We start from the raw sequence: 21,113 nt of genomic DNA on the forward strand, positions 1-21,113 counted from the left end.
GCCCTCACCGGACGGTGAAGTTGTCGCCCGTCGTCGGGGCGGCAGTCAACACCCGGACCGCCAGGTCAGTGGTCGCCTGCATGTTGAGGTGGCCGACCACGCGGGCGACCCGATCGATGTCCAGGGGCAGCAGGCCCGGTGTCCCGGGGACGTCCGGCGTCAGGCCGAGGTCGAGGTCCTCGCGGCCGGACATGATCCGCACGTTGAACGCGTAGCGCTCCCGGGCACCATCGGCCGTGAGCCTGCGGAGCAGGGTGGTGCCGATGCGACGCTGGTCCTGCTCCTCGGCGAGCGAATCGACGGCTGCGACCAGTGTCTGGCCGTCGCAGTGGTCGATGTCTGCCCAGACCGCGTCCATCGATCCCATCGCCGCGAGCAGCGTTGCCGCGCCCTTCTCGCCGATGCCGCTCACTCCGGGCAGGTTGTCGCTGGCGTCGCCGCGCAGCGCCGCGAACTCGAGGTAGTTCTCCGCTGCCACGCCGTACATCGCATGCAGCTTGCGCGGATTGAGCAGGGGCGAGTTTGCCATGCCGCCGTTGATCAGGCGGAGCACCTGGGTGTGGTCGCTGATGTGCGCAAACGAGTCACGGTCGGAGGTGATGATCACGCAGTTCCAGTCGTTCTCCCGTGCCCACCTGGCGGCTGAGGCGTTGACGTCATCGGCCTCCAGTCCCGGTGGAGTGAGCGTGGCCAGGCCCAGCGCGTCGAGCAGGGCGCCGGCACGTTCGAGTTGTTCGACCAGGGCGGCGTCCTTGGGTGCCCGCCCGGCCTTGTAGTCGGGATAGAACGCTTCCCGCTCGGAGCGCTCGCGATCATCCAGGCCGAAGATGACCGCATCTGGGGCGAACTGGTCGATCGCCTCGATGATCTGGCGCAGCATGCCGTGCAGTGCCCAGGCCGGCCGGTTCCCCTTGTCGCGCAGGTCGCTGTGGGCACGCGCATGGTGGTTGCGGTGCAACAGGGAAGGAGCATCCACGGCGAGCAGGAGCTTGCGTGCCCCCGGTTCGGGTGCTGCGAGGTCATCGGGCGTGGTCATCTGGCCGCCAACTCTAGGTTGTGCGACCGCGGACCGCGCCGGGCGCCCGTTGGCGCTCAGGGTCGTCGGTGGAACCTGACATCGCCGCCTGCCTCGTGCTGGGTGGTGTAGGCGGGATCGTGGATGCGCTGGTGGTGGTAGGCGCACAGGAGCATCCCGTGGTCGAGGTCGGTCGGACCGCCGTGTGACCACGGCGTGCGGTGATGGGCCTCGCACCAGCGCGCCGGGATGGTGCAGTCCTGCGCCTGGCAGGTGGAGTGCCGGAGGCGGAGGGCGATGCGCTGCTCCGGGGTGAAGAGTCGCGTCTTGCGGCCCAGGTCGAGGGGTACCGAGTCGCTGCCGAGCACGGCGGGGATGATGCCGGCGGTGCAGGCGAGCCGGCGGATTTCGGTGGCGGGAACCCGGGTGCCGTCCGGCAGGGTGCCGGTCATCAGTTGCTGGGTGAGCGCGTCGTACTGCGTGGTGATGACCAGGGTGGTCGCCGTTCCCCCGTGCTGGGGGACCAGCGTCGGATCGTGGCGTTCGAGGAAGGCGCAGAACGCTTCGCCGAGGAGGCGATCCTGGGGGAGGCGTTCGCCGGTGGCCGGGTCGCGATAGCGCGAGCCGACGGCGTTCTCGGCCAGCCCACCATTACTCGTGCCTGACGGTGATCCGTTGTCGTTGGCGTCGTGGCGGGGCGCGGTGAAGGCGTTGAGGATGTTCTTCAGGCGCGTCGCGTGGGCGTCGGGGATGCGGGCGGTCAGGTCGGTTGCTCCGTCGCCGCGGCGACGCATCGAGAGCCGGGCCTGGGCGCGGGCCCTGGCCAGGTCACGTTCGAGCTTCTTGCGCTCGGCCTCCTCGAACAGCTCCGGGTCGATGACCTCCAGGATCCGGTCGCCCAACACCCGCAGTTCACGGGGCGACAGTTTGGCGCAATGGCCCAGCAACGCGGTCTCGGCCTGCGCAAGGATCCCTGGGGTGACATCCTCCAGGCGGCGTAGTTCGTTGAGGCACCGCGTGATGACGCGGACCTGGGCAAGGTTCGCCTGTCCCGTGCTGAGTGCTGCGGCGGTGGTGGGGTAGAGGCGGTCCAGGTCATGGGCCAGGTTCGACGCAGCAGCCTGCGGGCCACGGTCGGTGTTCGTGTGGGCGGCCAACCAGTCGGCGATGGACCGGGCGGCGTCGGCATCGCGGACGTCGTCGGCGGTGGCCATGATCGTCATCCGCAGTGCCTCGACCTGATCGCCGAGCCGGGAGAGGCCCAGTAGTGCTTCGCGCTTCACCCCGCACGGCGCCAGTGTCGGATTGATCGTGGCTGCTTCGGCGAGGGCGTCCCTCATTGCCGCGACGCAGGCGAGCAGACGATGCTCATGGGTGGCGTCGTACGCGTCCGGGGCACCACTGATCGCGGAGCCGGCGCCGCCGCCGGATCCACCATCTCGAACACCCGAATCCTTGACCATGCACCGACCTTAGGAAGGGGTACCGACACTTCCTTCCCCAGTGTTATTGACGCCCGGTGCCGTTCGGAGTCGCGGACGTTAGGCTCACCGTGTGCCGATGACCCCACTTGCCCAGCAGTTGCTGGATGCCCAGGTCCGCTTCCACCTCGCAGAACTCGCCGGGGACCGGCTCGAGGAAACGGTGCGGAACCTGGCCAGCGACCTCTTCGCCGCGGCCAGCGGGCAGCAGATCGCCGACCTCGTCGACGTACCGACGTTGCACGGGATCGTAGAGCGGGCGTTGCGCGACGTACCGGCGAGTGCCGGGGTGGGTGGGATCGTCGAGATGGCCACCGACCTCGTGTACGCCGGTCCACCCGAGCCGCATTCCCTCGGCGAGGTCATCGACCGCGAGCGCCTCGAAGCGGTGCTCGACGAGGTGCTGGCGTTGGCGCCGGTGCTGGAACGTGCGCTGGACAAGTTGGTGGACAGTCCGCTGGTGGCGACGCTCGCGACGCGGTTCATGGGGCGCGTCGTCGCCGAGGTGATGGCAACGAACCAGGCAATCGCCGACAAGGTGCCGGGTCTTGGGGGACTGGTGTCGTTCGGCACGAGCGCTGCGGCCAAGGTAACGGGGGCAGCGGGCAAGCAGTTCGAGGGCCTGATCAGCGACACGATGGGCAAGGGCGGGACCTTCGCCGTACGCCGCCTGAACAAGATCGTGCTGGAGACCATCCAGGACCCGACCACCCGCGAGGCGATCCTCCAGGTGTGGGAGTTGGCGAGTGCGGAGCAGGTGCGTGGGCTCGAGGGGCGCCTCGAGCGCGAGGACCTTGACGGCCTCGTGGACGCGCTCCACGACCTGGTGATCAGTACGGCGGCCAACGAGCACATGCTGGGTGTCGGCCGACTCGTGGTGGATGCGTTCGTGGATCGCTTCGGTGGCTACACGCCGACCGAACTCCTCGACGAACTCGAGATCTCCCGTGACGACGTGGTCGACGACCTGGTCCGGTTGGCGCCCGGGGTGGTGGACGCGCTGCGTGAGTCTGGTGACCTGGAGCGGATCATCCGCGCGCGGCTGGAGCCGTTCTATGCCTCGGACGAGGTTTTTGGCCTCACCCGCTGAGGTTGTCAGTGCGGCAGGTCGCCACGTCGGCCCATGTAGTGGGCCGTTAGCGATTATTTGCAAAGTCAGCACCAGCGAGATGCCGCTGTGTGAGTATGCGTGAATGACTGGTTCGATCCACGCGCATGTAGTTGAAGGAACCCGGCTCCGGGTCGCCATTGAGTCGGACCAGGGGGCGACCCTTGCGCTGGTGGGCGAGGTGACTTCTCTGGAGCCGACGGTGGAAGCTGGCGGCGTACTGCAGGACAATCCAGCGCTGCTGAGCAACATGTGGGCCTATGCCAAGACGTGGTACGAGGCGCATGCGACGTCGCAGGAAGAAGCACTGGGTATGGCTGACCCACAGGAGCAGAAGACCGCGCTGAAGTTGGTGGCCGAGATCAAGAAGGCTGCCCAGAAGCGCGCTGACTCCTATGCGAAGGCCGCGCAATGGATCGCCGATGTTGCGGACGATGTTTCGCCCTATCAGCCCAAGGAAGCCTGGTGCTCGTCCTGCTTCTTCGAGACCGAACATCGCAAGTCGAATCGACCAGCGGGTCAGCTCCCGGTGTACGTCTGCCAGGGGTGCGGATCTCCAACCTTGCCCTGCGTTGCCCCAAGCTGCGAGAACATGGCAGTGCGGGAGCGTGGAGCGGTCCGTGTTCCGCAATATTGCGCTGAGCACCGTCACGACATCCCGGGCTTCGCAAAGGCCCACCAGCAGATCGGTGAACTCTACGAATACGAGGAGTTCCTCGAGTATGACAAGCCCAATCTCAGCAAGGCGTCCAAGCTGGCTGCCTTCGGCGCAGCCAGTGTGACTGCAGCTGCCCCAATGGCGCTGTTGGCTGCCCCTGCTATCGGCGGGGCGATTGGTTCGATGGGGATGTTTGGTGGTCTCTCCGGCGCGGCCGCCACTTCCCATGGACTGGCACTCCTTGGCGGCGGAAGCCTCGCGGCCGGTGGGTTGGGCATGGCTGGTGGAACCACGGTGGTGACGGTTGTTGGCGGGGCAGTCGGCGGAACTCTGGGTGCTTCGGTGTCCAACGCCTATCTCCGTGAAGACAGGTCGTTTCGGATCGAACTGTTGCGCCCCGGTAAGGGTGGTGTTCCGGTCCTGGTCTGCAACGGATTCCTCACCGAAGGTGACACTGACAGTTGGGGTGGGTGGCGAGCGATCGTGGACTCCCGCTATGAGGACTCGCCGGTGTACCGGGTCAGATGGGGTTCCAAGGAACTCAAGAACCTGGGGATGTTCGCTGGCGCCCTGGCCGGGAACATCAGCGGTGGATTGGCCGTCAAGGGCGCTGCGGCGCTGGCCACGAAGGAAGGGGCAAAGTGGCTCGGGCGCACCGTGGCGCCTGCTCTCGTTGCCAGTGACCTGGCGAAGAACCCGTGGCACGTTGCCAAGAGTCGTGCGGACAAGACGGGCGTTGTCGTCGGAGATCTGCTGGCGCGCACGGATACTCCGTCGTACGTGCTGATGGGACACAGCCTCGGCGCACGAGTCATGGTGGTAGCCGCCGAGGCGCTCGGGTCGAAGCCCGGCGGGCCGCGCATTGAGGCGGCCCATCTGTTCGGCACAGCGATCGGCGCGAAGAGCAACTGGGACGGGTTGACGGCTGCAATTGACGATGCTGCGTATGGGTACCACTCCAGGAACGACGCCGTCCTGAAGTGGATCTACAAGACGGTCCAGGCCGGTCAGTCAGCAGTCGGGTACGTCGGCTTCCAGCCGGCCTCGGCGAAACTGGTCAACGTGGATGTGAGTGACCAGGTCCCGACGCACTTTGACTACCTCGATCACGCGGAGTTGATGGGAGCCACCTGAGAGCCGAGGGAGCCCTGGTCAGCGGTTGCCTACGTAGCGTCTGGCGCTCCGGCGAGGTTGGCTCGTGGACAGAAGGTCAGTACACCGACATGCTGTCCAGCACCGTTTCGGCGATCTCAATCATCACGGTGACCTTGGGAAGGTCATCGAGAACGTCGTCACAGTGCAGTGCTGGAGTGTCGGCCTGAGGGTATTCAGCGGCATGGCGTTGGCGTCGCATCCGGTCGAACGGGCGCAACTGGTCGCCCATCGGAGGGTCGAGTTGCGCCCTCACCGCCTGATAGACGGCTAGGTGCCCGCCCCTGGTCGTGGGGCGGAGGCCCTGGTTGGCCAGGACTGCCCAGAGTGCCTTGCGCCCAGCGTCATACAGGGTGCCGTAAGCGCCTTCCGGGTCTGCGTCACAGGTTGCCTCCGCTGAAGCGAGGTGGCGTCGTGCTTGGGAGAGAAGGCGGTCGGCATGGTCGCGATTCGCCTGCACGTGCTCCAACTCGCCCATGCTGAGCATCCGGTCGATCTCTGGTCTTCCTTGCTGCCACTTCACGCCTGCTCCTTGCCCGAGTCATTCCCTGCCTTGACGGAGAGGGATGAGGGGCCGTCCCTTCACCGTTACTACGAAGGGATCTTCCTCCTGGGTCCAGACACTTGGTCTGATGCGGCGGATGTTGACTGCCCGATGGAGTTCGCTCTCGGCTTGTCCAGCACGCTCATCGAGAACATCCGGGTCTGCGTGTCCGATGACCAGGACATCGACGTCATGGGGCACCGGCCCGGGCTCGCCGGCGTACCTGGCGGCCCAGGACCCGTGGATGAACGCTTCGTCGACACCTTCGACGCCAGCCAGGAGTCGGGTCAACACGGGGAGCGGGCCGAAGGTGACCGCGAGCAGATCGGTCAGCGGGCGGGTGAGCAGTGAATCCAGTACGGCGCGGACCAAGCGCGAGGTGCCGACCCGACGGTCCGCCAGGAGACCCGTTTCAACAAGTCGTGACGCTTCCTGATGCACAGCCTTGACGGAGGCGCCGACCCGTTCTGCAGCCTCCGTGATGCTGAACTCATGGTCCGGATTCAAATAGGTCAGGGCAAGCAGATCACCCTGGACGCGCGACCGCAGGAGCGGCAACAGGGGAGACGCCGAAGTTCGCATAATAGGTTAAGTATCATTACCACTTAGGTGAAAGGCAAGCCATTGCTCCGCAGGGTGGCTTCCTGGCCCGCGGCTCAGCGCGCCTCCGACGTACGCCGTGTGCTCACCAGGCTGGTGGCCGTGGTGACGGTCAGGATCACCACGATCACCCCGAGCGAGGCCAGTGTCGGGATCTCCGGGACCGAGGGCCAGTTCAGGTGTGCCCAGTGCAGGCCCAGCTTCACCGCGATGAAGGCCAGGACCAGGCCCAGCCCATAGGCCAGGTGGACCAGTTTGCGCAGCGCACCCTGGACCACGAAGTAGAGCGCCCGCAGGCCCAGGAGCGCGAAGGCGTTCGTCACGAAGACCAGGTAGGGGTCGCTGGTGATGCCATAGACCGCCGGCACCGAATCGACCGCGAAGACGACGTCGGTGAAGAGCACCGCGATCACCACGAGGGCGAAGGGCGTCAGCGCGCGCTTCCCGTCCACGCGACCGAAGAACTCAGGACCCGCATAGTCCGGCGTGATCGGCACCATCCGGCGTACGAACCGGACACTGCGCATGCGGTCCACGTCGACGTCTGGTTCGAGGCCACCGCTCGCCCCGGCGAGGATCTTGATCGAGGAGGCGAAGAGGATCAGCCCGAAGACCAGGAACGTCCAGTCGAACGCCGACAAGGCCGCCGCGCCGACCGCGATGAAGATGCCGCGCAGCACCAGCGCCCCGACGATCCCGTAGAGCAGCACCCTCTGCTGCAGTTCACGTGGCACCGCGAACGCCGTCAGCAACAGCATGAAGACGAAGAGGTTGTCCACGCTCAGCGACTTCTCCACCAGGTAGCCGGTGAGGTATTCCAGGCCCAGTCCGCCACCGTGCTGCCACCAGATGTACCCACCGAAGGCGAGCGGGAGGGCGATGTAGAACGCCGACCAGCCGAGCGCTTCCTTCATCCGGACCTCGTGCGGACGGCGGGTGAGCACGAAGTCGAGCGCCACCAGGACGCAGAAGACCCCGATCGAGACTGCCCACAGCGCCGGCGTCCCGATCGTGTCGATGCCGCGCATCAGTCGTGACCGTGGTGGTCGCCGTGGCGGCGGTGGCTCCGGCGCCGGTGTGCGATCACGCCGCCGGCCACCAGCCAGAGCAACGCCAGGCTCCACAGGGCCACGCCTGCCCAGGCGATCGCCTCGGCGACCAGGACACCCTGCGCCTCGAGCGCAGGCGTTGCGTTCTCACTCGCAACGTCCTCGCCGTCGCCAGGGGAGCGTTGTGGCCCGGCCAGCAGGGCGGGGGAGAAACGGGTGGTGAACATCGCAGGACCTCCATCGTTGTCGACGAAGGTCTCCCTCAGTGCTTGCTCCGTGGGCCGGGCTGGGGGGCCGGGCTGACGACCTCACGGCGTTGGAGGTACTCCCCTTTGCATTCAGGCTAGCAGCGCAGTGCACGCCTGCACAGGGGTTGCGTTCGCACCTGGCGCCCGAGGGCATCCGGGCGGGCCTCGTGGCCGTCTGCGGTGTACTGGCCAACGAGGACGCCTTCATCCGAACCGGCCATCCACAACTCAAGTTGTGTCGCATGAATCGCAAATAGATCCCATTTGTCCCGCAAAAAGTCCACTCCTGTCGGAAAATAATGCGATTGAAGGGTCGCAAAAAGAGAATCGATCACCTAGCCTCGGTCCTGCGGGGATGTGATCCGGACCACGCGCAGTGCGTGGCCGAACGGCTCGAGAGCAGGACGAATGACTGGCACAGGTGCGGCGCCGGCGGTGGAGCCGGAGCAGTTGCGGCAGGTGTTCACGGAGAATGGACGACTGGCTCCCGGGGCGGAGCTCGGCGAGATCCGCGTCGACCCGATCGGGACCGGCCAGATGGCCGACACCGTCCGCGTCACCTTCCTCCGGCCCAGCGGCAACCTGCCCGCCAGTTGCGTGGTGAAGCTCCCGGTCGGCGAAGGACAGACCGCCCTCACCGCCCGGCATGCGGCCGTCTATGACCGCGAGGCCAGGTTCTATGCGGAACTGCGGCCCGAGGTCCCCGAACTCGCCTGCCCGGAGTCCTACGGCACCTGGGACGTCGACGGCGAGCCCGCGCTGGTCCTCGAGGACATCAGCGGCGCGCAACAGGGCAACCAGATCGCCGGCGCAGCGCCCGGACAGGCAACGCTCGCGGTCGACCAACTCGCCCGCTACCAGCATCGCTGGTGGAACGACGACGCCTTCGGTGCCCAGGACTGGCTGCAACGGCGCGCCGGAGCCCCGATCCCGGAGCGCCAGCAGCGGTACGACGCCGGGTGGGCCAAGGTGCTCGACTCGGTGGCCAGCGACCTGGTCGACGGCGCAGCGGAGGTGATCGAGGAGTTCGGCCACCACTGCGACGCCTGGTCGCAGGCGTACGACGGCCCGCTCACCCTGGCCCACCACGACTACCGCCTCGACAACATGCTCTTCACCGACGGTTCGGTGACGATCGTCGACTGGCAGACCCTCGGCTGGGGCCCGCCGGCCTGGGACCTGGCCTACTTCATGGGCACCTCGCTCACCGTGGACGAACGCCGCGCCGCCGAACGCGACCTCGTCGCTCGCCACGCCGCCCAGTTGCGCGAGCGCGGCATCGACTGGAGCGACGCCCAGGCGTGGGACCGCTATCGCCAGATGTCCTTCAGCACCTTCCTGCTCACCGTCCCCGCAGCCGGCGAGGTGCGCACCAACGATCGCGCCCGACAGATGTTCGTGACCATGTGGAACCGCGCCGCACAGATGGTGATCGACCTCGATGCCCGCGAGTTCCTGCCCCTCAACGGAGCCAACTGATGCTGAGCACCTTCGACGACTACCTGGTCCACCAGACCCCGGCGCCGGTGCTGCACCCGGCCAACGGCGATCCCGCGTTCTACGAGCGCTACTACGCCACCGCCTTCTCCCCAGAGGCCGACGGCCACCTCGGATTCGGGCTCAGCATCTATCCCAACACCGGGATCATCGACGCCGCACTGAGCTTCTCGCGCGACGGCGTACAGGAATCCGTCTTCGCCTCCGGGCACCTGCCCGCCGACCGGAGCGAAGCCCGGGTCGGACCACTGCTGATCGAGGTGCTCGAGCCACTGCGGCGGATCCGCGTGGTCCTGGCCGAGACCGACGGACTGGCGGCCGACCTCACCTTCGTCGCCGAGGGGACGCCGATGGAGGAGCAGCGACTGATCCGCACCCGCGGGACGGCGACGGCCTCCGACCGGACCCGATTCGTCCAGTTCGGCGGTTGGACCGGGACGGTGCGCGTCGCCGACATGCAGGTCAGCGTCGACGGGTGGCACGGCGTACGGGACCGGTCCTGGGGCGTACGCCGCCAGGCCACCGCCGAGGACGTCGCGGCCGCCGACGTGAAGCCGATCCACGCCGTGTGGAGCGTCCTCCACTTCCCCGACGACTTCCTGCAGGTGACCCTCCACGAAGCCCCGGACGGGGTCGGCCACGTGCGGATGGCGATGCAGGCCGAGCGCCTGGCACCCGCCGCGGTCGAGCCGAACCTGGCCCTGCTGCGCACCGATGACGTCCGGGTCGACATCGACTACGCCCCCGGCACCCGACGGCCGGCCACCGCCCGGATCGCCGTGGGACCGCGTGGACCGCTCGACTTCGCGATCGAGGTGGAGCCACGCCAGGTCTTCCAGATGAAGGGGCTGGGCTATTACCACCCCGAGCGCGCCCACGGGCGTGATCACGGCGGCGAATCGGTGGCCCGCGAGACCTGGCGCATCGACGACCTCGACCCGCTGGCCGAGGAGAACGTGCACGCCCAGCAACTCTGCGTCGTACGCCGCAGCGACGGCGTCACCGGTGTCGGGCTCTTCGAACACATCGCGATGGGACCGCACCAGCCATCCGGCCTCCCCGAGGGCCTCGCCGCACCCCACTGACCAACCCCGCCCTGCTGCAGGGCGCAACGCCACCAACCCCACCAGGAATGAGGCACACCATGCACGCATCAGACGTCAACGCAGAGTGGATCGAGAGGGTCCTCCATGCCAACGGCACCCTGCCCGCGACGACCAGGATCACCGGCGCGAGGGTCAACCCGATCGGCACCGGCCAGGTGGCCGAGTCGGTCCGGGTCGAGCTGGAGGTCGACGGCGAGGCGCCGTTCACCTCGCTGGTCGCCAAGGTCTCCTCCGACAACCAGGACAGCCGCGCAGCCGGGCGCACCGAGCTCAACTACCTGCGCGAGGTCCGCTTCTACGAACAGGTCGCCCCGCGCCTGAGCGCACGGGTGCCGCAGTGCTACTACGCCGAGATCGACTCCAACGGCACCGAGTTCGTGCTGCTGCTCGAGGACCTCTCGCCGGCCACCGCAGGCAACCAGCTCGACGGATCCACGCTCGCCGACGTCGAGGGCGCCCTGCGCCAGGCGGCCGGGTTCCATGCGCCGTTCTGGGGCACGGACGAGTTCGACGGCTCGGAGTGGCTCGACATCTCCGGCAGTTACTGGGTCCGGTTCGAGGAGATGATGCCGCAGTGGTGGGAAGGATTCCGCGACCGCTACCAGGCCAAGCTCACCGAGGACCAGGTCGCCTTCGGGGACCGCTTCGTCGGCGGCATCGCCAAGTACTACGAACTGATGCGCACCCTGCCGGCGACCATCCAGCACGGTGACTTCCGCCCCGACAACATCCTCTTCGGCGTCGACGGCGACGCGGCCTCGATGGCGGTGGTGGACTGGCAGACCGTGCTGCTGGCCCCGGGCGCCGTGGACGCGGCGTACTGCGTGGGCGGAGCACTGCCGGTCGAGACCCGCCGCGAGCACGAGGACCACCTCTTCGACGTCTACTTCGCCGAACTGGAACGGCTCGGCGTGAAGACCGACCGCGACGAGGTGAAGCGCGGGTACGCCGCGGGCACCCTGCACAACTTCATCATCGGTGTCGCCGCGGCGATGCTCGTGGTGCGGACCGAGCGCGGTGATGCGCTCTTCCACTCCATGGTCACCAACGCGGTTACCCACGCCCAGGACCAGGGCGCCCTCGAGCAGATCGGAATCACGCGATGACCACCACGCCGAAGTTTCCTGAGCTCGGGTTCTACACCCTGGGCGGCCACGTCGAATCCCCGCGCGACATGCTCGACGAGTTGCGCCTGGCCGAGGAGATGGGGCTCGGCAACGCCTTCATCTCCGAGCGCCTCAACGTCAAGGAAGCCTGTTCGCTCTCCGGCGCGGCCGGCGCAGTGACCAGCAGCATCGACATCACCACCGCGGCGACCAACATCAACACCCGCCACCCGGCGATCTCCGCGGCGTTCGCCACCACCATGCACCGGCTGACCGGTGGCCGTTTCGTCTTCGGCATCGGGCGTGGCCTGCGACCCCAGATCGCCGGGCTGGGCCTCTCCCAGACCACCACTGCGGAGATGGAGGAGTTCGCCGGACTGATGCGGCGGCTGTGGCGCGGTGAGGTGGTCGCCGGATACGACGGACCGCTCGGGACGTTCCCCAAGCTGGCGCTGGATCCGACCTTCGACGAGGAGATCCGGCTCGCCACCACCGCGTTCGGGCCGCAGACGCTGAAACTGGCCGGGCGCGCGTTCGACCTGGTCGTGCTGCACACCTTCTTCAGCGACGAGACGGTACGCCGTGTGGTCGACACCGTGCGGCGCAGCGCCGAGGAGGCAGGTCGCGATCCGGCGGCGGTGAAGATCTGGTCCTGCTATGCCACCGTCACAGACGAACTCCCCGAGGACGTCTTCGTGAAGAAGACCGTCGGGCGGCTCTCCACCTATCTGCAGGTCTACGGCGACCTGCTGGTCTCCACCAACCAGTGGGACCCCGCGCTGCTGCAGAAGTTCCGCGAGTCCGACGTGGTCAACGAACTGCCCGGCTGGGCGGACGCCACCGCCACCCCCGAGCAGCTCGAACGACTCCGCGACGTACTGCCCGCGGAGTGGCTCGACTGCGCGGCCACCGGTACGCCGGCCGAGTGCGCCGCGTCCGTGCGCGGCCAGCTCGACCTGGGCTGCGACGGCGTGATCATGCACGGTGCCACGCCGAGCGAGCTGACCAGCGTCGTCGCCGAGTACGCCGCCGCCCAGGGAGCGAACTGATGGCCACCGACGCCAGCGCGACACCGGTCGAGGTCGTCGAGCGCTACCTCGAGGAGATCTACCACCAGGGCCAGGTCGACCTGGTCCGGGAGATCTGCGCTGATCCGGTCGTCCGCCACGACCCGGGCAAGCAGTCCTCTCTGACCCATGAGGACCAGATCGCCCGGATCAACGCCGACCTGCCGCAATGGCAGCCGCACTTCACCTCCGAGGTGCTCGCCGGCGACGACGAGTACGCCGTCCTGGTGTGGACCGCACGCGGTCGCACCGCCGAGCGACTGCTGTCCGGGATCGAGGTGTTCCGCGTCGTCGAGGGCCGGATCACCGACGTCTGGAACGCCCCCTATGCATCGCAGCCCTGGCACTGACCCGCAGAGATGAGGACACCGAGATGAGCACACCGACGACCACCCGCGACGTACCCCTGCTCGACTACATCGACCAGATCGACGGCCCCTGGCTGGAAGCCGCCCTCGCCGGGAACTTCCCCGGGGCACGGATCGAGGGGTTCTCCGCCCACCCAGTCGGGGCAGGCAATGTCAGCGACACCGTTGCGGTCGAACTGACCTATGCCGAACGCCCCGAGGGGGCACCGGACTCCGTGGTGGTGAAGTTCCGGCCCAGCGACCCGGACGTCCACGCCCACGGGCTGGGCAGCGGCGCCTACCACCGCGAGATCGGCGCCTACCGGACCGTGCAGACCCCGAATTGCCGACTGCCGCGTCTGGTCCACGTCGCCGGGGACGAGACGAACATCAACCTGGTGGTGGAGGACCTGACCTCTGCCACCCCGGGTGACCAGGTCGCCGGGTGCAGCGTGGAAGCCGCCCACGCCGTGCTGGCCGAACTGGCCGGCCTGCATGCCACCTTCCCGATGGATCCCGAGACGGCGCCCGACTGGACGATCAAGCTTCCCGAGGTCGCCGACTACTGGACCGAGAAGATGCAGGCCGGCGCCGCGATCATCGAGGAACGCTTCGCCGAGGACCTGTCTCCAGACGACTTCGCTGCGATCCGGGACGGAGCGGCGCTGGTCCGAGACTGGCACCACCTCGCGCCCCGCCTGCAGACGCTCACCCATGGCGACCCCCGGGTGGACAACGTCCTCTTCGAGGAAGTCGACGCGAAGCCGCGGGCGGTGCTGATCGACTGGCAGGTGACCGGTGTCCGGAACCCGATGTACGACGTGGGCTACTTCCTCTCCGGCAGCATCGACATCGAGGACCGGCGTACGCACGAGGACGACCTGCTGCAGCGCTACGTCGATCGCTACAACGCGATCAGCGAGACGCCGTACGACCTGGCGGACGCACGTGCCGACTTCCGGGTCCAGGTGTTGAGCGGACTGATCATCACCACAGCCGCGATCGCGGTGCTGCCCGACAACGAGGTCGTGAACAGGTTGATCCTCGCCCTGATCCGGCGCAACTGCGCCGCAGTCACCGACTGGGGATCCATCGCTGCGGCCCGGGCAGCCATCGCCGGCTAGGCGATCGGGGCGCGGCGTACCACGCTTGTGAACGGCATTTCGCAAGCATCGGTACGTCGCGCCCCCACGCACGGGCCGCATGTGGTGTCATGGCGGGGCAGCAGTAGAGACGAGAGGGCGCAAGCGGATGACCACGAGTGAATCGGAAGTCAGCAGTTCGTTCATCACCGAGCTCTACAGCGATGCCGGCCTGGCGGGGGAGAGCCCGGCCAAGCGGCCCAACAAGCGCGGCCAGCAGACCCGGGAGCGACTCATCCAGGCGGCGACCGAGTGCTTCACCGAATACGGCTACACCCGCACCCGCATCTCCGACGTGGTGCACCGCGCCGGCACCGCCCAGGGCAACTTCTACCGCCACTTCGCCTCCCTCGACGAGGCGTTCCTGGCCGTGATCCGGACCGGGCTCGAGGAGCTCGCCAACGCCTCGACCAGGCGTTCGGGCCACTCCACCGACCTGGCCAGCCTGATCGAGACCAACACGACCTATCTGCACACCTATGCCCGCCACCGCCACATCCTGCGGCTGCTCCGCGAGGCGGCAGCAGCCAGCCCCAACGACGGATTCCAGTCCCTGTGGCTGCGCCTGCGCGGTGACTTCGTCGGCCGGACCAAGCGGTGGCTGGTGCGGCTGCGCGAGGCGGGCACCATCGAGGACGTCGACCTCGACTTGCTCGCCGAGACGCTCGGCTGCCTCACCGAGCAACTCGCCTACGTGCACGTGGGCCTGCCCTCGACCACCCCGCGCCTGGAGCGGATCGACGAGCTCGGCAAGGCCCTGGGTGAGGCGTGGTATCGCCTGATCCCGCGCGCCGACGCCGGCTGAGCGGCGTACCCGTCGAGGCGGGCAGGCGTCAGAACTCGACCTTGATCGACTTCGACGACGGCTTCGCCTGGCAGGCAAGGATGTAGCCGTCGGCGATGTCCTCGGCCTCCAGCGCATCGGTGCGGCCCAGGTCGACGGTGCCCTCGCCGAGGTGGCAGGTGCAGGCACCGCACTTGCCCTCGCGACAGGCATAGGGGGTGTCGATCCCGTTGAGCACCATCACGTCGACCAGCGTGTGCGTGGCTGGCCAGGCCAGGGAGTGGACCTCGCCGTCGATGTTCACCTCGGCCAGGGCGGCGTCGGAGAGGTTCTCCGCACTGATCTCCGCGATCGGCTGGAACGGATCGCCGGTCAGCGAGCGATATTCCTCGGTCTGGATCCGGAACGTGTCGAAGCCTGCGGTTTCCGCGCCGACGCGGACCATCTCCATGAACGGTGCCGGACCACAGGTGAAGATCTCGCGCTCGGAGTACGGCGAGGCCCACGCCGCGAAGTCGTCGGCGGTGGGGATGCCGCGTTCGGACTCCAGCCAGTGCTCCACGACCAGGCGCTCGCCATGCTCGGCAGCCAATGCCTCGAGCTCGTCACGGAAGATGATCGAGTCGGCGTCACGGTTGGCATAGAAGAAGGCGATCCGACCGGTCACCGAGGCCAGGACCGTGCGCAGGATCGACATCGCCGGGGTCACCCCACTGCCCGCGGCGCACAGCAGCAGGTCCGCCTCCGGCAAGCGCGGGCAGAAGAGGCCGCTGGGCGGCAGCACCCGCAACCGGGAGCCAGCCGCGACGTTGTCGCACAGCCAGTTGGACGCATAGCCGTCGCGGGTCCGCTTCACGGTGACCGCGATGTCGGGCTGGGTCGGTGAGCTGGAGATCGAATAGCAGCGCGCCACCCAGCCGGTCCGTTCACTCGGCACGGCGAGGGTGAGGAACTGTCCGGCCCGGAACGCATACTCCTCGGCGAGGTGGTCCGGCACGTGGAACCAGATGGTCACCGCATCGTCGGTCTCGGCGACCACCCGGTCCACGGTGAGCACATGGCCCAGCAGGTCGACGTCGGGGGCGAGCGAATCCGTCTGTGGCAAGGAAGCCATGGTCATCCCTTCACTCCGTCAGGCGTCGATGGTGGCGAGGCGGTGGATCGGGTGCCCGGCGTCGGTGCCGGCGTACTCGATCAGCTTCTGCACATGCGGGTCGGCCGCGACCGAGGAGGTGTTGACCGAGCCCTCGGCGTGGACCTTGCCGCTGGTGCCGTCGATGGTGATCACCTGTCCCGCCAGCGCCTCGACGAGTCCGGGACCGGCACCGACCACGCACGGCAGGCCGATCTCGCGGCAGACCAGCGCAGCGTGCGATGTGGCGCCGCCGACCTCGGTCAGCACGCCTGCGGCCTGGAACATCGCCGGTACGTCGTCGGGTGCGGTGAAGGTGCGGACCAGGATCACCGGCTTCCCCTCGTCGACCAGGGTCAGGACCTCCTCGAGGTCGCGGGCGACGTGACCGGTGGCGACTCCGGGGCAGGCACCCAGGCCGGTGGCCAGGACCTCGTGGTCCCCGGCGTCGACCTGGGTCGACCCGGCCAGGGACTCGACGTGGTCGGCGGTGATCCGGCCCAGTGCCTCGGCGGGCGTGATCGTCCCGGCCTCCACCAGGTCGACCGCGATCCGCACCGCGGCCTGCGGCGAGCGCTTCCCGGCACGCGACTGGAGCATGAAGAGCCGTCCGCTCTCCACGGTGAACTCGATGTCGACCAGGTCGCGGTACTCCGCCTCCAGGACGCCAGCGACGCGGGCCAGTTCGGCGTGCAACCCCGGGTCGCTGGTGGCCAGTTCAGCGAGCTGGGTGGGGGTCTTCTCGCCCGAGACCACGTCCTCGCCCTGGGCATGCGCCAGCCACTCGCCGTACAACTCGGGCACGCCCGAGCTGGGGTTGCGGCTGAACATCACGCCGGTCCCCGAAGCCTCGTCACGGTTGCCGAAGACCATCGCCTGGACGGTGACCGCGGTGCCGCCGCCCTCGCCGAGCCCGTGCCGCTCGCGGTAGGTGCGCACCCGTTCGTTGGTCCACGAGTCGAAGACGGCACCGATAGCGGCCCGCAGTTGTTCCCACGGGTCGGCGGGGGTGGCACCCTCGCCGCCGAGCACGATCTCGGCGTACGAGCGCTGGAAGCGCTGCCAGGTGTCCTGAGCCCAGTCCGTGTCGCCGGACTCGGCACCGAGCACGTCGACGAGTTCGGGGGTAAGGCCGAGGTTGAGCACCGTGTCCATCATCCCGGGCATGGACTGCGCCGCGCCGGAGCGGACCGAGACCAGGAGCGGTGACGGACCGGTGCCGAAGGTGCGACCGGTGTCGGCCTCGAGCGCCCGGACGGCCGCGACGACCTCGTCCCAGACCGCCTCGGGCAGTGCGCGGTCGTTGCCGTGGTAGGTGCCGCAGACGGTGGTCGGCAGGGCGAAGGCCGGTGGCACGGGGAGGCCCAGACTCCGCATCCGGTTCACGCTGTAGGCCTTGCCGCCGAGGAGTTCGCGGTCGCCGTCATGGGACCCGTCGAGCAGGACGACGGTGGACTGGCTGCTGGTCATGACGAGGCACCTCCGGTGGGGGCTTGCTGGGATTCGAGGCGGTCCCGGACCTGGGCCGCCGTGCGGGCGGCCATCAGGCCGCCCTCGACGAGGATGTCGATGCCGTTGAGCCACGAGGCATCGGGGGAGAGGCAGAAGGCGACCACGGCCGCGATCTCCTCGGGGCGACCGTGGCGCCCGACGGTGGCCACCGACCGGGCCATCCGGTCCTGGCCCATGGTGGCGGCGAAGTCGTCGAGGATCGGGGTCTGCACTGGTCCCGGGCTCACGCTGAGCGCACGTACGCCGGTCCCGATCAACGCTGCTGCCGTGCGCACCGTCCAGTCCACGACGACGCGCTTGGACGTGTCGTAGGCGGCGGTGCCGTCGATCGGGTGGCTGGCCAGCCAGGCCGCGATGTCGGCGTGGGTGGCGGCGCGGTGGAGTTCCTCGAGCGCCTCCTCGGGTTGGGTGTTGTTGTGCGCGGCGACCGAGGCGACGCTGACGATTGCGCTGTCCGCGACCAGGCGCGACTCCACCGCCTGGCTCAGCAGGCGGGGGCCGAGGACGTTGACCTGCAGCACCGTGGCGGCTGGGGCGGTCCCGGGTACGCCGGCCACGTTGGCCAACCCGCCCAGTTCGGCCGGCAACTGCTCGACCGCGGCGGCGATCGAGTCGGGATCGGCCAGGTCGCAGGAAAGGATCCCGTCGCCCGCGACACGGTCCAGCCCGATCACCTCACGCCCCTGCTCGCGCAGGATCGTGGCGAGGGCTGCCCCGATGCCGGACGCGGCCCCGGTCACCACGATGGGGGCATGGTTGCGGTTCCTCGTGCTCACGCTGTTCCTCACGCCATCACCGCCGTCACGTCGGTGAACTCTTCGATCCCGAGCGGACCGAGTTCTCGTCCATAGCCCGAGTTCCGCATCCCGCCGAACGGCACCAGCGGCCGGTTGCGGGTGCGTACGCCGTTGATCTTGACCTGGCCGACGGAGAGCATCTCCGCCACGGCCAGCGCCCTTTCGTCGTCGCCGGACCAGACCTCTGCCGAGAGCCCGTAGTCACTGTCGTTGGCGATCCGGATCGCCTCGGCCTCGTCGGCGTACGGCTGCAGCACCACGACGGGCCCGAAGATTTCCTCGCGCACTGCTTCGGCGTCCTCCTCCAGCCCGACGATCACCGTCGGGTCGACGAAGAAGCCGGTCGAGGTCCGTTCCGACGGCCGTCCGGTGCCGATCACCAGGCGACCGCCCTGCGCCTGGGCGCGTTCGATCCGGGCGAGCACGGATGCCTGCTGGCGGGCGGTGACCAGGGGGCCCTGGTTGGTGTCCTCGTCGGTGGGGTCGCCGAGGACGAAACGATTCGCCGCTTCCCGGACCAGGTCGAGTACCTCGTCGAGGCGGTTTGCGGGGACCAGCATCCGGGTCGGCGCGTTGCACGCCTGGCCGGAGTTGACCAGGCCATTGGTCAGCGCCGCCGGCACGGCACGGGCGAGGTCGACGTCGTCCAGGAGCAGGGCCGGTGACTTGCCGCCGAGCTCCAGGGCGGTCCGGGTCAGCTCACGGGCTGCGAGTGCGGCGACTTCCCGGCCGGCCCGCACGCTGCCGGTGAAGGAGAGCCTTGTCAGCAGGGGATGGGCCGCCAGGGCGGCGCCGGTGACCGGTCCCGTGCCGGTGACCACGTTGAGCAGGCCCTCCGGTGCGCCGGCCTCCAGGAAGAGCTCCGCGACCCGGGTGGCGTCGTACGGCGTCTGCTCGGAGGCCTTGAGCACCACGGTCGAGCCTGCTACCACGGCAGCGGCGACCTTGGCGATGATCTGGTGGACCGGCATGTTCCACGGCGTGATCGCACCGACCACGCCCGCGCCGGAGCGGATCAGTGTGGCGCCGTCGACCTCCTCGCGCCACCCGAAGTCGTCGCGGGCGACCTGTGCCGTAGCCCGGAGCACGCTGGCCGGGAGTTGGGCCTGGGTGACCCGGGACAGGGTGATCGGCATCCCCATCTCACTGGTGACCAGGGCCGCCATCTCCTCCTCGTCACGGGCCAGCAGGTCTGCGACCCGCTCGAGCAGCGCGGCGCGTTCCTCGACCGCGATGCCCCGCCATGCGGCGTACGCACGGTGCGCGTCGCGGACCGCCCGATCGACGATCTCGGCGCCGGCTTCGGTGGCCCTGCCCATCGGCTGCTCGGTGAACGGGTTGATCACGGGGATCTCGGCGCCGGCAGCGACGAAGGACTCGCCACCGACCATCGAGTGCGCTGCGGGGCGGGTCATCGCTGCACCAACTCGACGTCGAGGCGCTTGATGCCGCGGAAGAAGTTGCTGCGCAGCCGAGCCGGCTCACCCACGGCAGTCAGCTCCAGGTTGCGCTCGGCGACGCGGGAGAAGAAGAGTTGGGCCTCGAGCCGCGCCAGGTTGGTGCCCAGGCAGGTGTGCTCGCCATAGCCGAAGCCGACGTGGTCGTTGGGATGGCGGTCGCCGATGAACTCGTCGGGCCGGTCGAACTTGCGCCCGTCCCGGTTGGCCGAGGTGAACCACATGACCACCTTGTCGCCTTCGCGGATGGTCTTGCCGTGTATCTCGATGTCGCGGGTGGCGTTGCGGCGCATGCAGATGATCGGCGAGACGTAGCGGATCATCTCCTCGACCACCAGACGCGACCGCGCCGGCTGGGCGCGCAGGGCATCCCACCACTGCTGGTTCTGGTGCAGTGCCCAGGTGCCGCCGGAGAGCAGGTTGCGGGTGGTCTCGTTGCCAGCAACCATCATAATCAGGTAATAGGCATCCAGGTGGCCGCGGCTGAGCGGTTCGCCGTCGAGACGGCCGGCGGTGAGCGCGGAGATCACGTCTTCCTTGGGTTCCTGGCGGCGCTGGGCCTCGATGCCACGGAAGTAGTCGAAGATCTCGTCACGCGCCTTGACCATGTCCTCGGGGCCGGCCGAGTGGTCCGGGTCGTCGGGGGACATCCGGTTGGTCCAGGAGATGATCTGGTCCACGTCCTCCAGTGGGGCGCCCAACAGGCGGCTGATCATCACCACCGGGAGTTGGGCGGAGATCTCGTGGACGAAGTTGAAGCGGCCCTGGTCGACGTGCTTGTCGAGCAGGCGGTCGATCACGGTGAGGATGTCGGCCTCGAGTGCCTTGATCTTGACCGGCCGCACGTGCGGGGTGACCACACGGCGAAGCGGACCGTGGTGCGGCGGGTCGACGTGATGGATACTCGGCGCGCCATCGCCCTCGGCGCGGCGGCTCGGGATCTGGGTGCCCTCTGCCACGGTGAAGGCGGCGTGGTTGTTGGCCACCGCGACCACGTCGTCATAGCGGGTGACTGACCAGAAGCCCTGGCCGCCGTCCGGTTCCTCGTTCCAGTGCAGTGGGTCCTCTTCGCGCAGGACATGGAAGAGTTCGTGGTCAGTGCCGGCCTCGAAGGAGTCGAGGTCCATCAGGTCGATCTCGGTCGCGGTGGGCATTGCACTCTCCTGAGTCCACAATTTTGTGACGCTTGAACCACTAAAGCACATCGGAACAATCGGTGGAAGACATTGAATCCGGCTTGCATTGAGGATAATGTGATCCACATAATAGTGACATAGCAGTCACAATCCAAGTCCTCGTCCCGGAAGATTC

20 protein-coding genes are annotated in these 21,113 nt (G+C 68.2%); 10 read left to right on the top strand and 10 right to left on the bottom strand.

Features of this window, described 5'->3' with window-relative positions; translation table 11 throughout:
• Positions 1-4 precede the first annotated feature (4 nt).
• Entirely contained in the window at positions 5-1,036 is a 1,032-nt protein-coding gene (locus Q9R27_RS06750) for a 5'-3' exonuclease H3TH domain-containing protein (RefSeq protein WP_311251582.1), read from the bottom strand.
• Positions 1,037-1,092: 56 nt separating this feature from the next.
• On the bottom strand, positions 1,093-2,478 hold the full coding sequence (locus tag Q9R27_RS06755; protein ID WP_311251583.1) for a DUF222 domain-containing protein: 1,386 nt from the start codon (positions 2,476-2,478) through the stop codon (positions 1,093-1,095).
• Positions 2,479-2,575: 97 nt separating this feature from the next.
• Between Q9R27_RS06755 and Q9R27_RS06760 the strand changes: the two genes are divergently transcribed.
• Together Q9R27_RS06760 and Q9R27_RS06765 are read left to right on the top strand one after the other, a co-directional pair.
• On the top strand, positions 2,576-3,586 hold the full coding sequence (locus Q9R27_RS06760) for a hypothetical protein (protein WP_311251584.1): 1,011 nt from the start codon (positions 2,576-2,578) through the stop codon (positions 3,584-3,586).
• 103 nt (positions 3,587-3,689) lie between these two features.
• Positions 3,690-5,396, top strand: coding sequence for a DUF726 domain-containing protein (locus Q9R27_RS06765; protein ID WP_311251585.1), 1,707 nt, complete (start codon positions 3,690-3,692; stop codon positions 5,394-5,396).
• Between the two features lie 76 nt (positions 5,397-5,472).
• Here the strand turns inward: Q9R27_RS06765 and Q9R27_RS06770 are convergent, their stop codons facing one another.
• A complete protein-coding gene (locus tag Q9R27_RS06770; protein WP_311251586.1) occupies positions 5,473-5,892 on the bottom strand; it encodes a hypothetical protein in 420 nt (139 codons plus the stop codon).
• A gap of 195 nt (positions 5,893-6,087) precedes the next feature.
• Between Q9R27_RS06770 and Q9R27_RS06775 the strand changes: the two genes are divergently transcribed.
• Entirely contained in the window at positions 6,088-6,309 is a 222-nt protein-coding gene (locus Q9R27_RS06775) for a hypothetical protein (RefSeq protein ID WP_311251587.1), read from the top strand.
• Positions 6,310-6,614: 305 nt separating this feature from the next.
• Here the strand turns inward: Q9R27_RS06775 and Q9R27_RS06780 are convergent, their stop codons facing one another.
• Complete coding sequence (locus tag Q9R27_RS06780; protein WP_311251588.1) at positions 6,615-7,586, bottom strand: TerC family protein; 972 nt, start codon at positions 7,584-7,586, stop codon at positions 6,615-6,617.
• Complete coding sequence (locus Q9R27_RS06785; RefSeq protein WP_311251589.1) at positions 7,586-7,834, bottom strand: hypothetical protein; 249 nt, start codon at positions 7,832-7,834, stop codon at positions 7,586-7,588. Before Q9R27_RS06785 ends, Q9R27_RS06780 begins: the two co-directional genes overlap by 1 nt.
• 429 nt (positions 7,835-8,263) lie before the next feature.
• Between Q9R27_RS06785 and Q9R27_RS06790 the strand changes: the two genes are divergently transcribed.
• From Q9R27_RS06790 to Q9R27_RS06820, 7 genes are all read left to right on the top strand, one after another.
• The gene (locus Q9R27_RS06790; protein ID WP_311251590.1) at positions 8,264-9,334 is read left to right on the top strand and encodes a phosphotransferase; all 1,071 of its coding nucleotides are present in this window, start codon (positions 8,264-8,266) and stop codon (positions 9,332-9,334) included.
• Entirely contained in the window at positions 9,334-10,437 is a 1,104-nt protein-coding gene (locus Q9R27_RS06795; protein WP_311251591.1) for a hypothetical protein, read from the top strand. Before Q9R27_RS06790 ends, Q9R27_RS06795 begins: the two co-directional genes overlap by 1 nt.
• A 59-nt stretch (positions 10,438-10,496) precedes the next feature.
• Positions 10,497-11,564, top strand: a complete 1,068-nt coding sequence (locus Q9R27_RS06800; RefSeq protein WP_311251592.1) for a phosphotransferase — start codon at positions 10,497-10,499, stop codon at positions 11,562-11,564.
• Positions 11,561-12,613 carry a TIGR03857 family LLM class F420-dependent oxidoreductase gene (locus tag Q9R27_RS06805; protein ID WP_311251593.1) on the top strand — a complete coding sequence of 351 codons (1,053 nt, stop codon included), beginning with the start codon at positions 11,561-11,563 and terminating at the stop codon, positions 12,611-12,613. The genes Q9R27_RS06800 and Q9R27_RS06805 overlap by 4 nt, the downstream gene beginning before the upstream one ends.
• A complete protein-coding gene (locus Q9R27_RS06810) occupies positions 12,613-12,981 on the top strand; it encodes a nuclear transport factor 2 family protein (protein WP_311251594.1) in 369 nt (122 codons plus the stop codon). Before Q9R27_RS06805 ends, Q9R27_RS06810 begins: the two co-directional genes overlap by 1 nt.
• Positions 12,982-13,004: 23 nt before the next feature.
• Positions 13,005-14,102 (top strand): phosphotransferase, encoded by a 1,098-nt coding sequence (locus Q9R27_RS06815; RefSeq protein ID WP_311251595.1) that lies wholly within the window; start codon positions 13,005-13,007, stop codon positions 14,100-14,102.
• A 127-nt stretch (positions 14,103-14,229) separates the two neighbouring features.
• Entirely contained in the window at positions 14,230-14,925 is a 696-nt protein-coding gene (locus tag Q9R27_RS06820) for a TetR/AcrR family transcriptional regulator (RefSeq protein ID WP_311251596.1), read from the top strand.
• A gap of 28 nt (positions 14,926-14,953) precedes the next feature.
• Here the strand turns inward: Q9R27_RS06820 and Q9R27_RS06825 are convergent, their stop codons facing one another.
• From Q9R27_RS06825 to Q9R27_RS06845, 5 genes are read right to left on the bottom strand one after another with little or no spacing between them, the layout of a single operon-like run.
• Entirely contained in the window at positions 14,954-16,018 is a 1,065-nt protein-coding gene (locus Q9R27_RS06825; protein ID WP_311251597.1) for a ferredoxin--NADP reductase, read from the bottom strand.
• A gap of 18 nt (positions 16,019-16,036) precedes the next feature.
• Positions 16,037-17,506, bottom strand: a complete 1,470-nt coding sequence (locus Q9R27_RS06830; RefSeq protein ID WP_311251598.1) for a pyruvate, phosphate dikinase — start codon at positions 17,504-17,506, stop codon at positions 16,037-16,039.
• Positions 17,503-18,324 (bottom strand): SDR family oxidoreductase, encoded by an 822-nt coding sequence (locus Q9R27_RS06835; protein WP_311251599.1) that lies wholly within the window; start codon positions 18,322-18,324, stop codon positions 17,503-17,505. Before Q9R27_RS06835 ends, Q9R27_RS06830 begins: the two co-directional genes overlap by 4 nt.
• A gap of 8 nt (positions 18,325-18,332) precedes the next feature.
• Positions 18,333-19,760, bottom strand: coding sequence for an aldehyde dehydrogenase family protein (locus tag Q9R27_RS06840; protein WP_311251600.1), 1,428 nt, complete (start codon positions 19,758-19,760; stop codon positions 18,333-18,335).
• A complete protein-coding gene (locus Q9R27_RS06845; protein WP_311251601.1) occupies positions 19,757-20,956 on the bottom strand; it encodes a cytochrome P450 in 1,200 nt (399 codons plus the stop codon). The genes Q9R27_RS06840 and Q9R27_RS06845 overlap by 4 nt, the downstream gene beginning before the upstream one ends.
• Between the last annotated feature and the right edge of the window lie 157 nt (positions 20,957-21,113).

Origin of the sequence: Nocardioides sp. AE5, assembly GCF_031844485.1 — a bacterium.
Lineage (GTDB): Bacteria > Actinomycetota > Actinomycetes > Propionibacteriales > Nocardioidaceae > Nocardioides.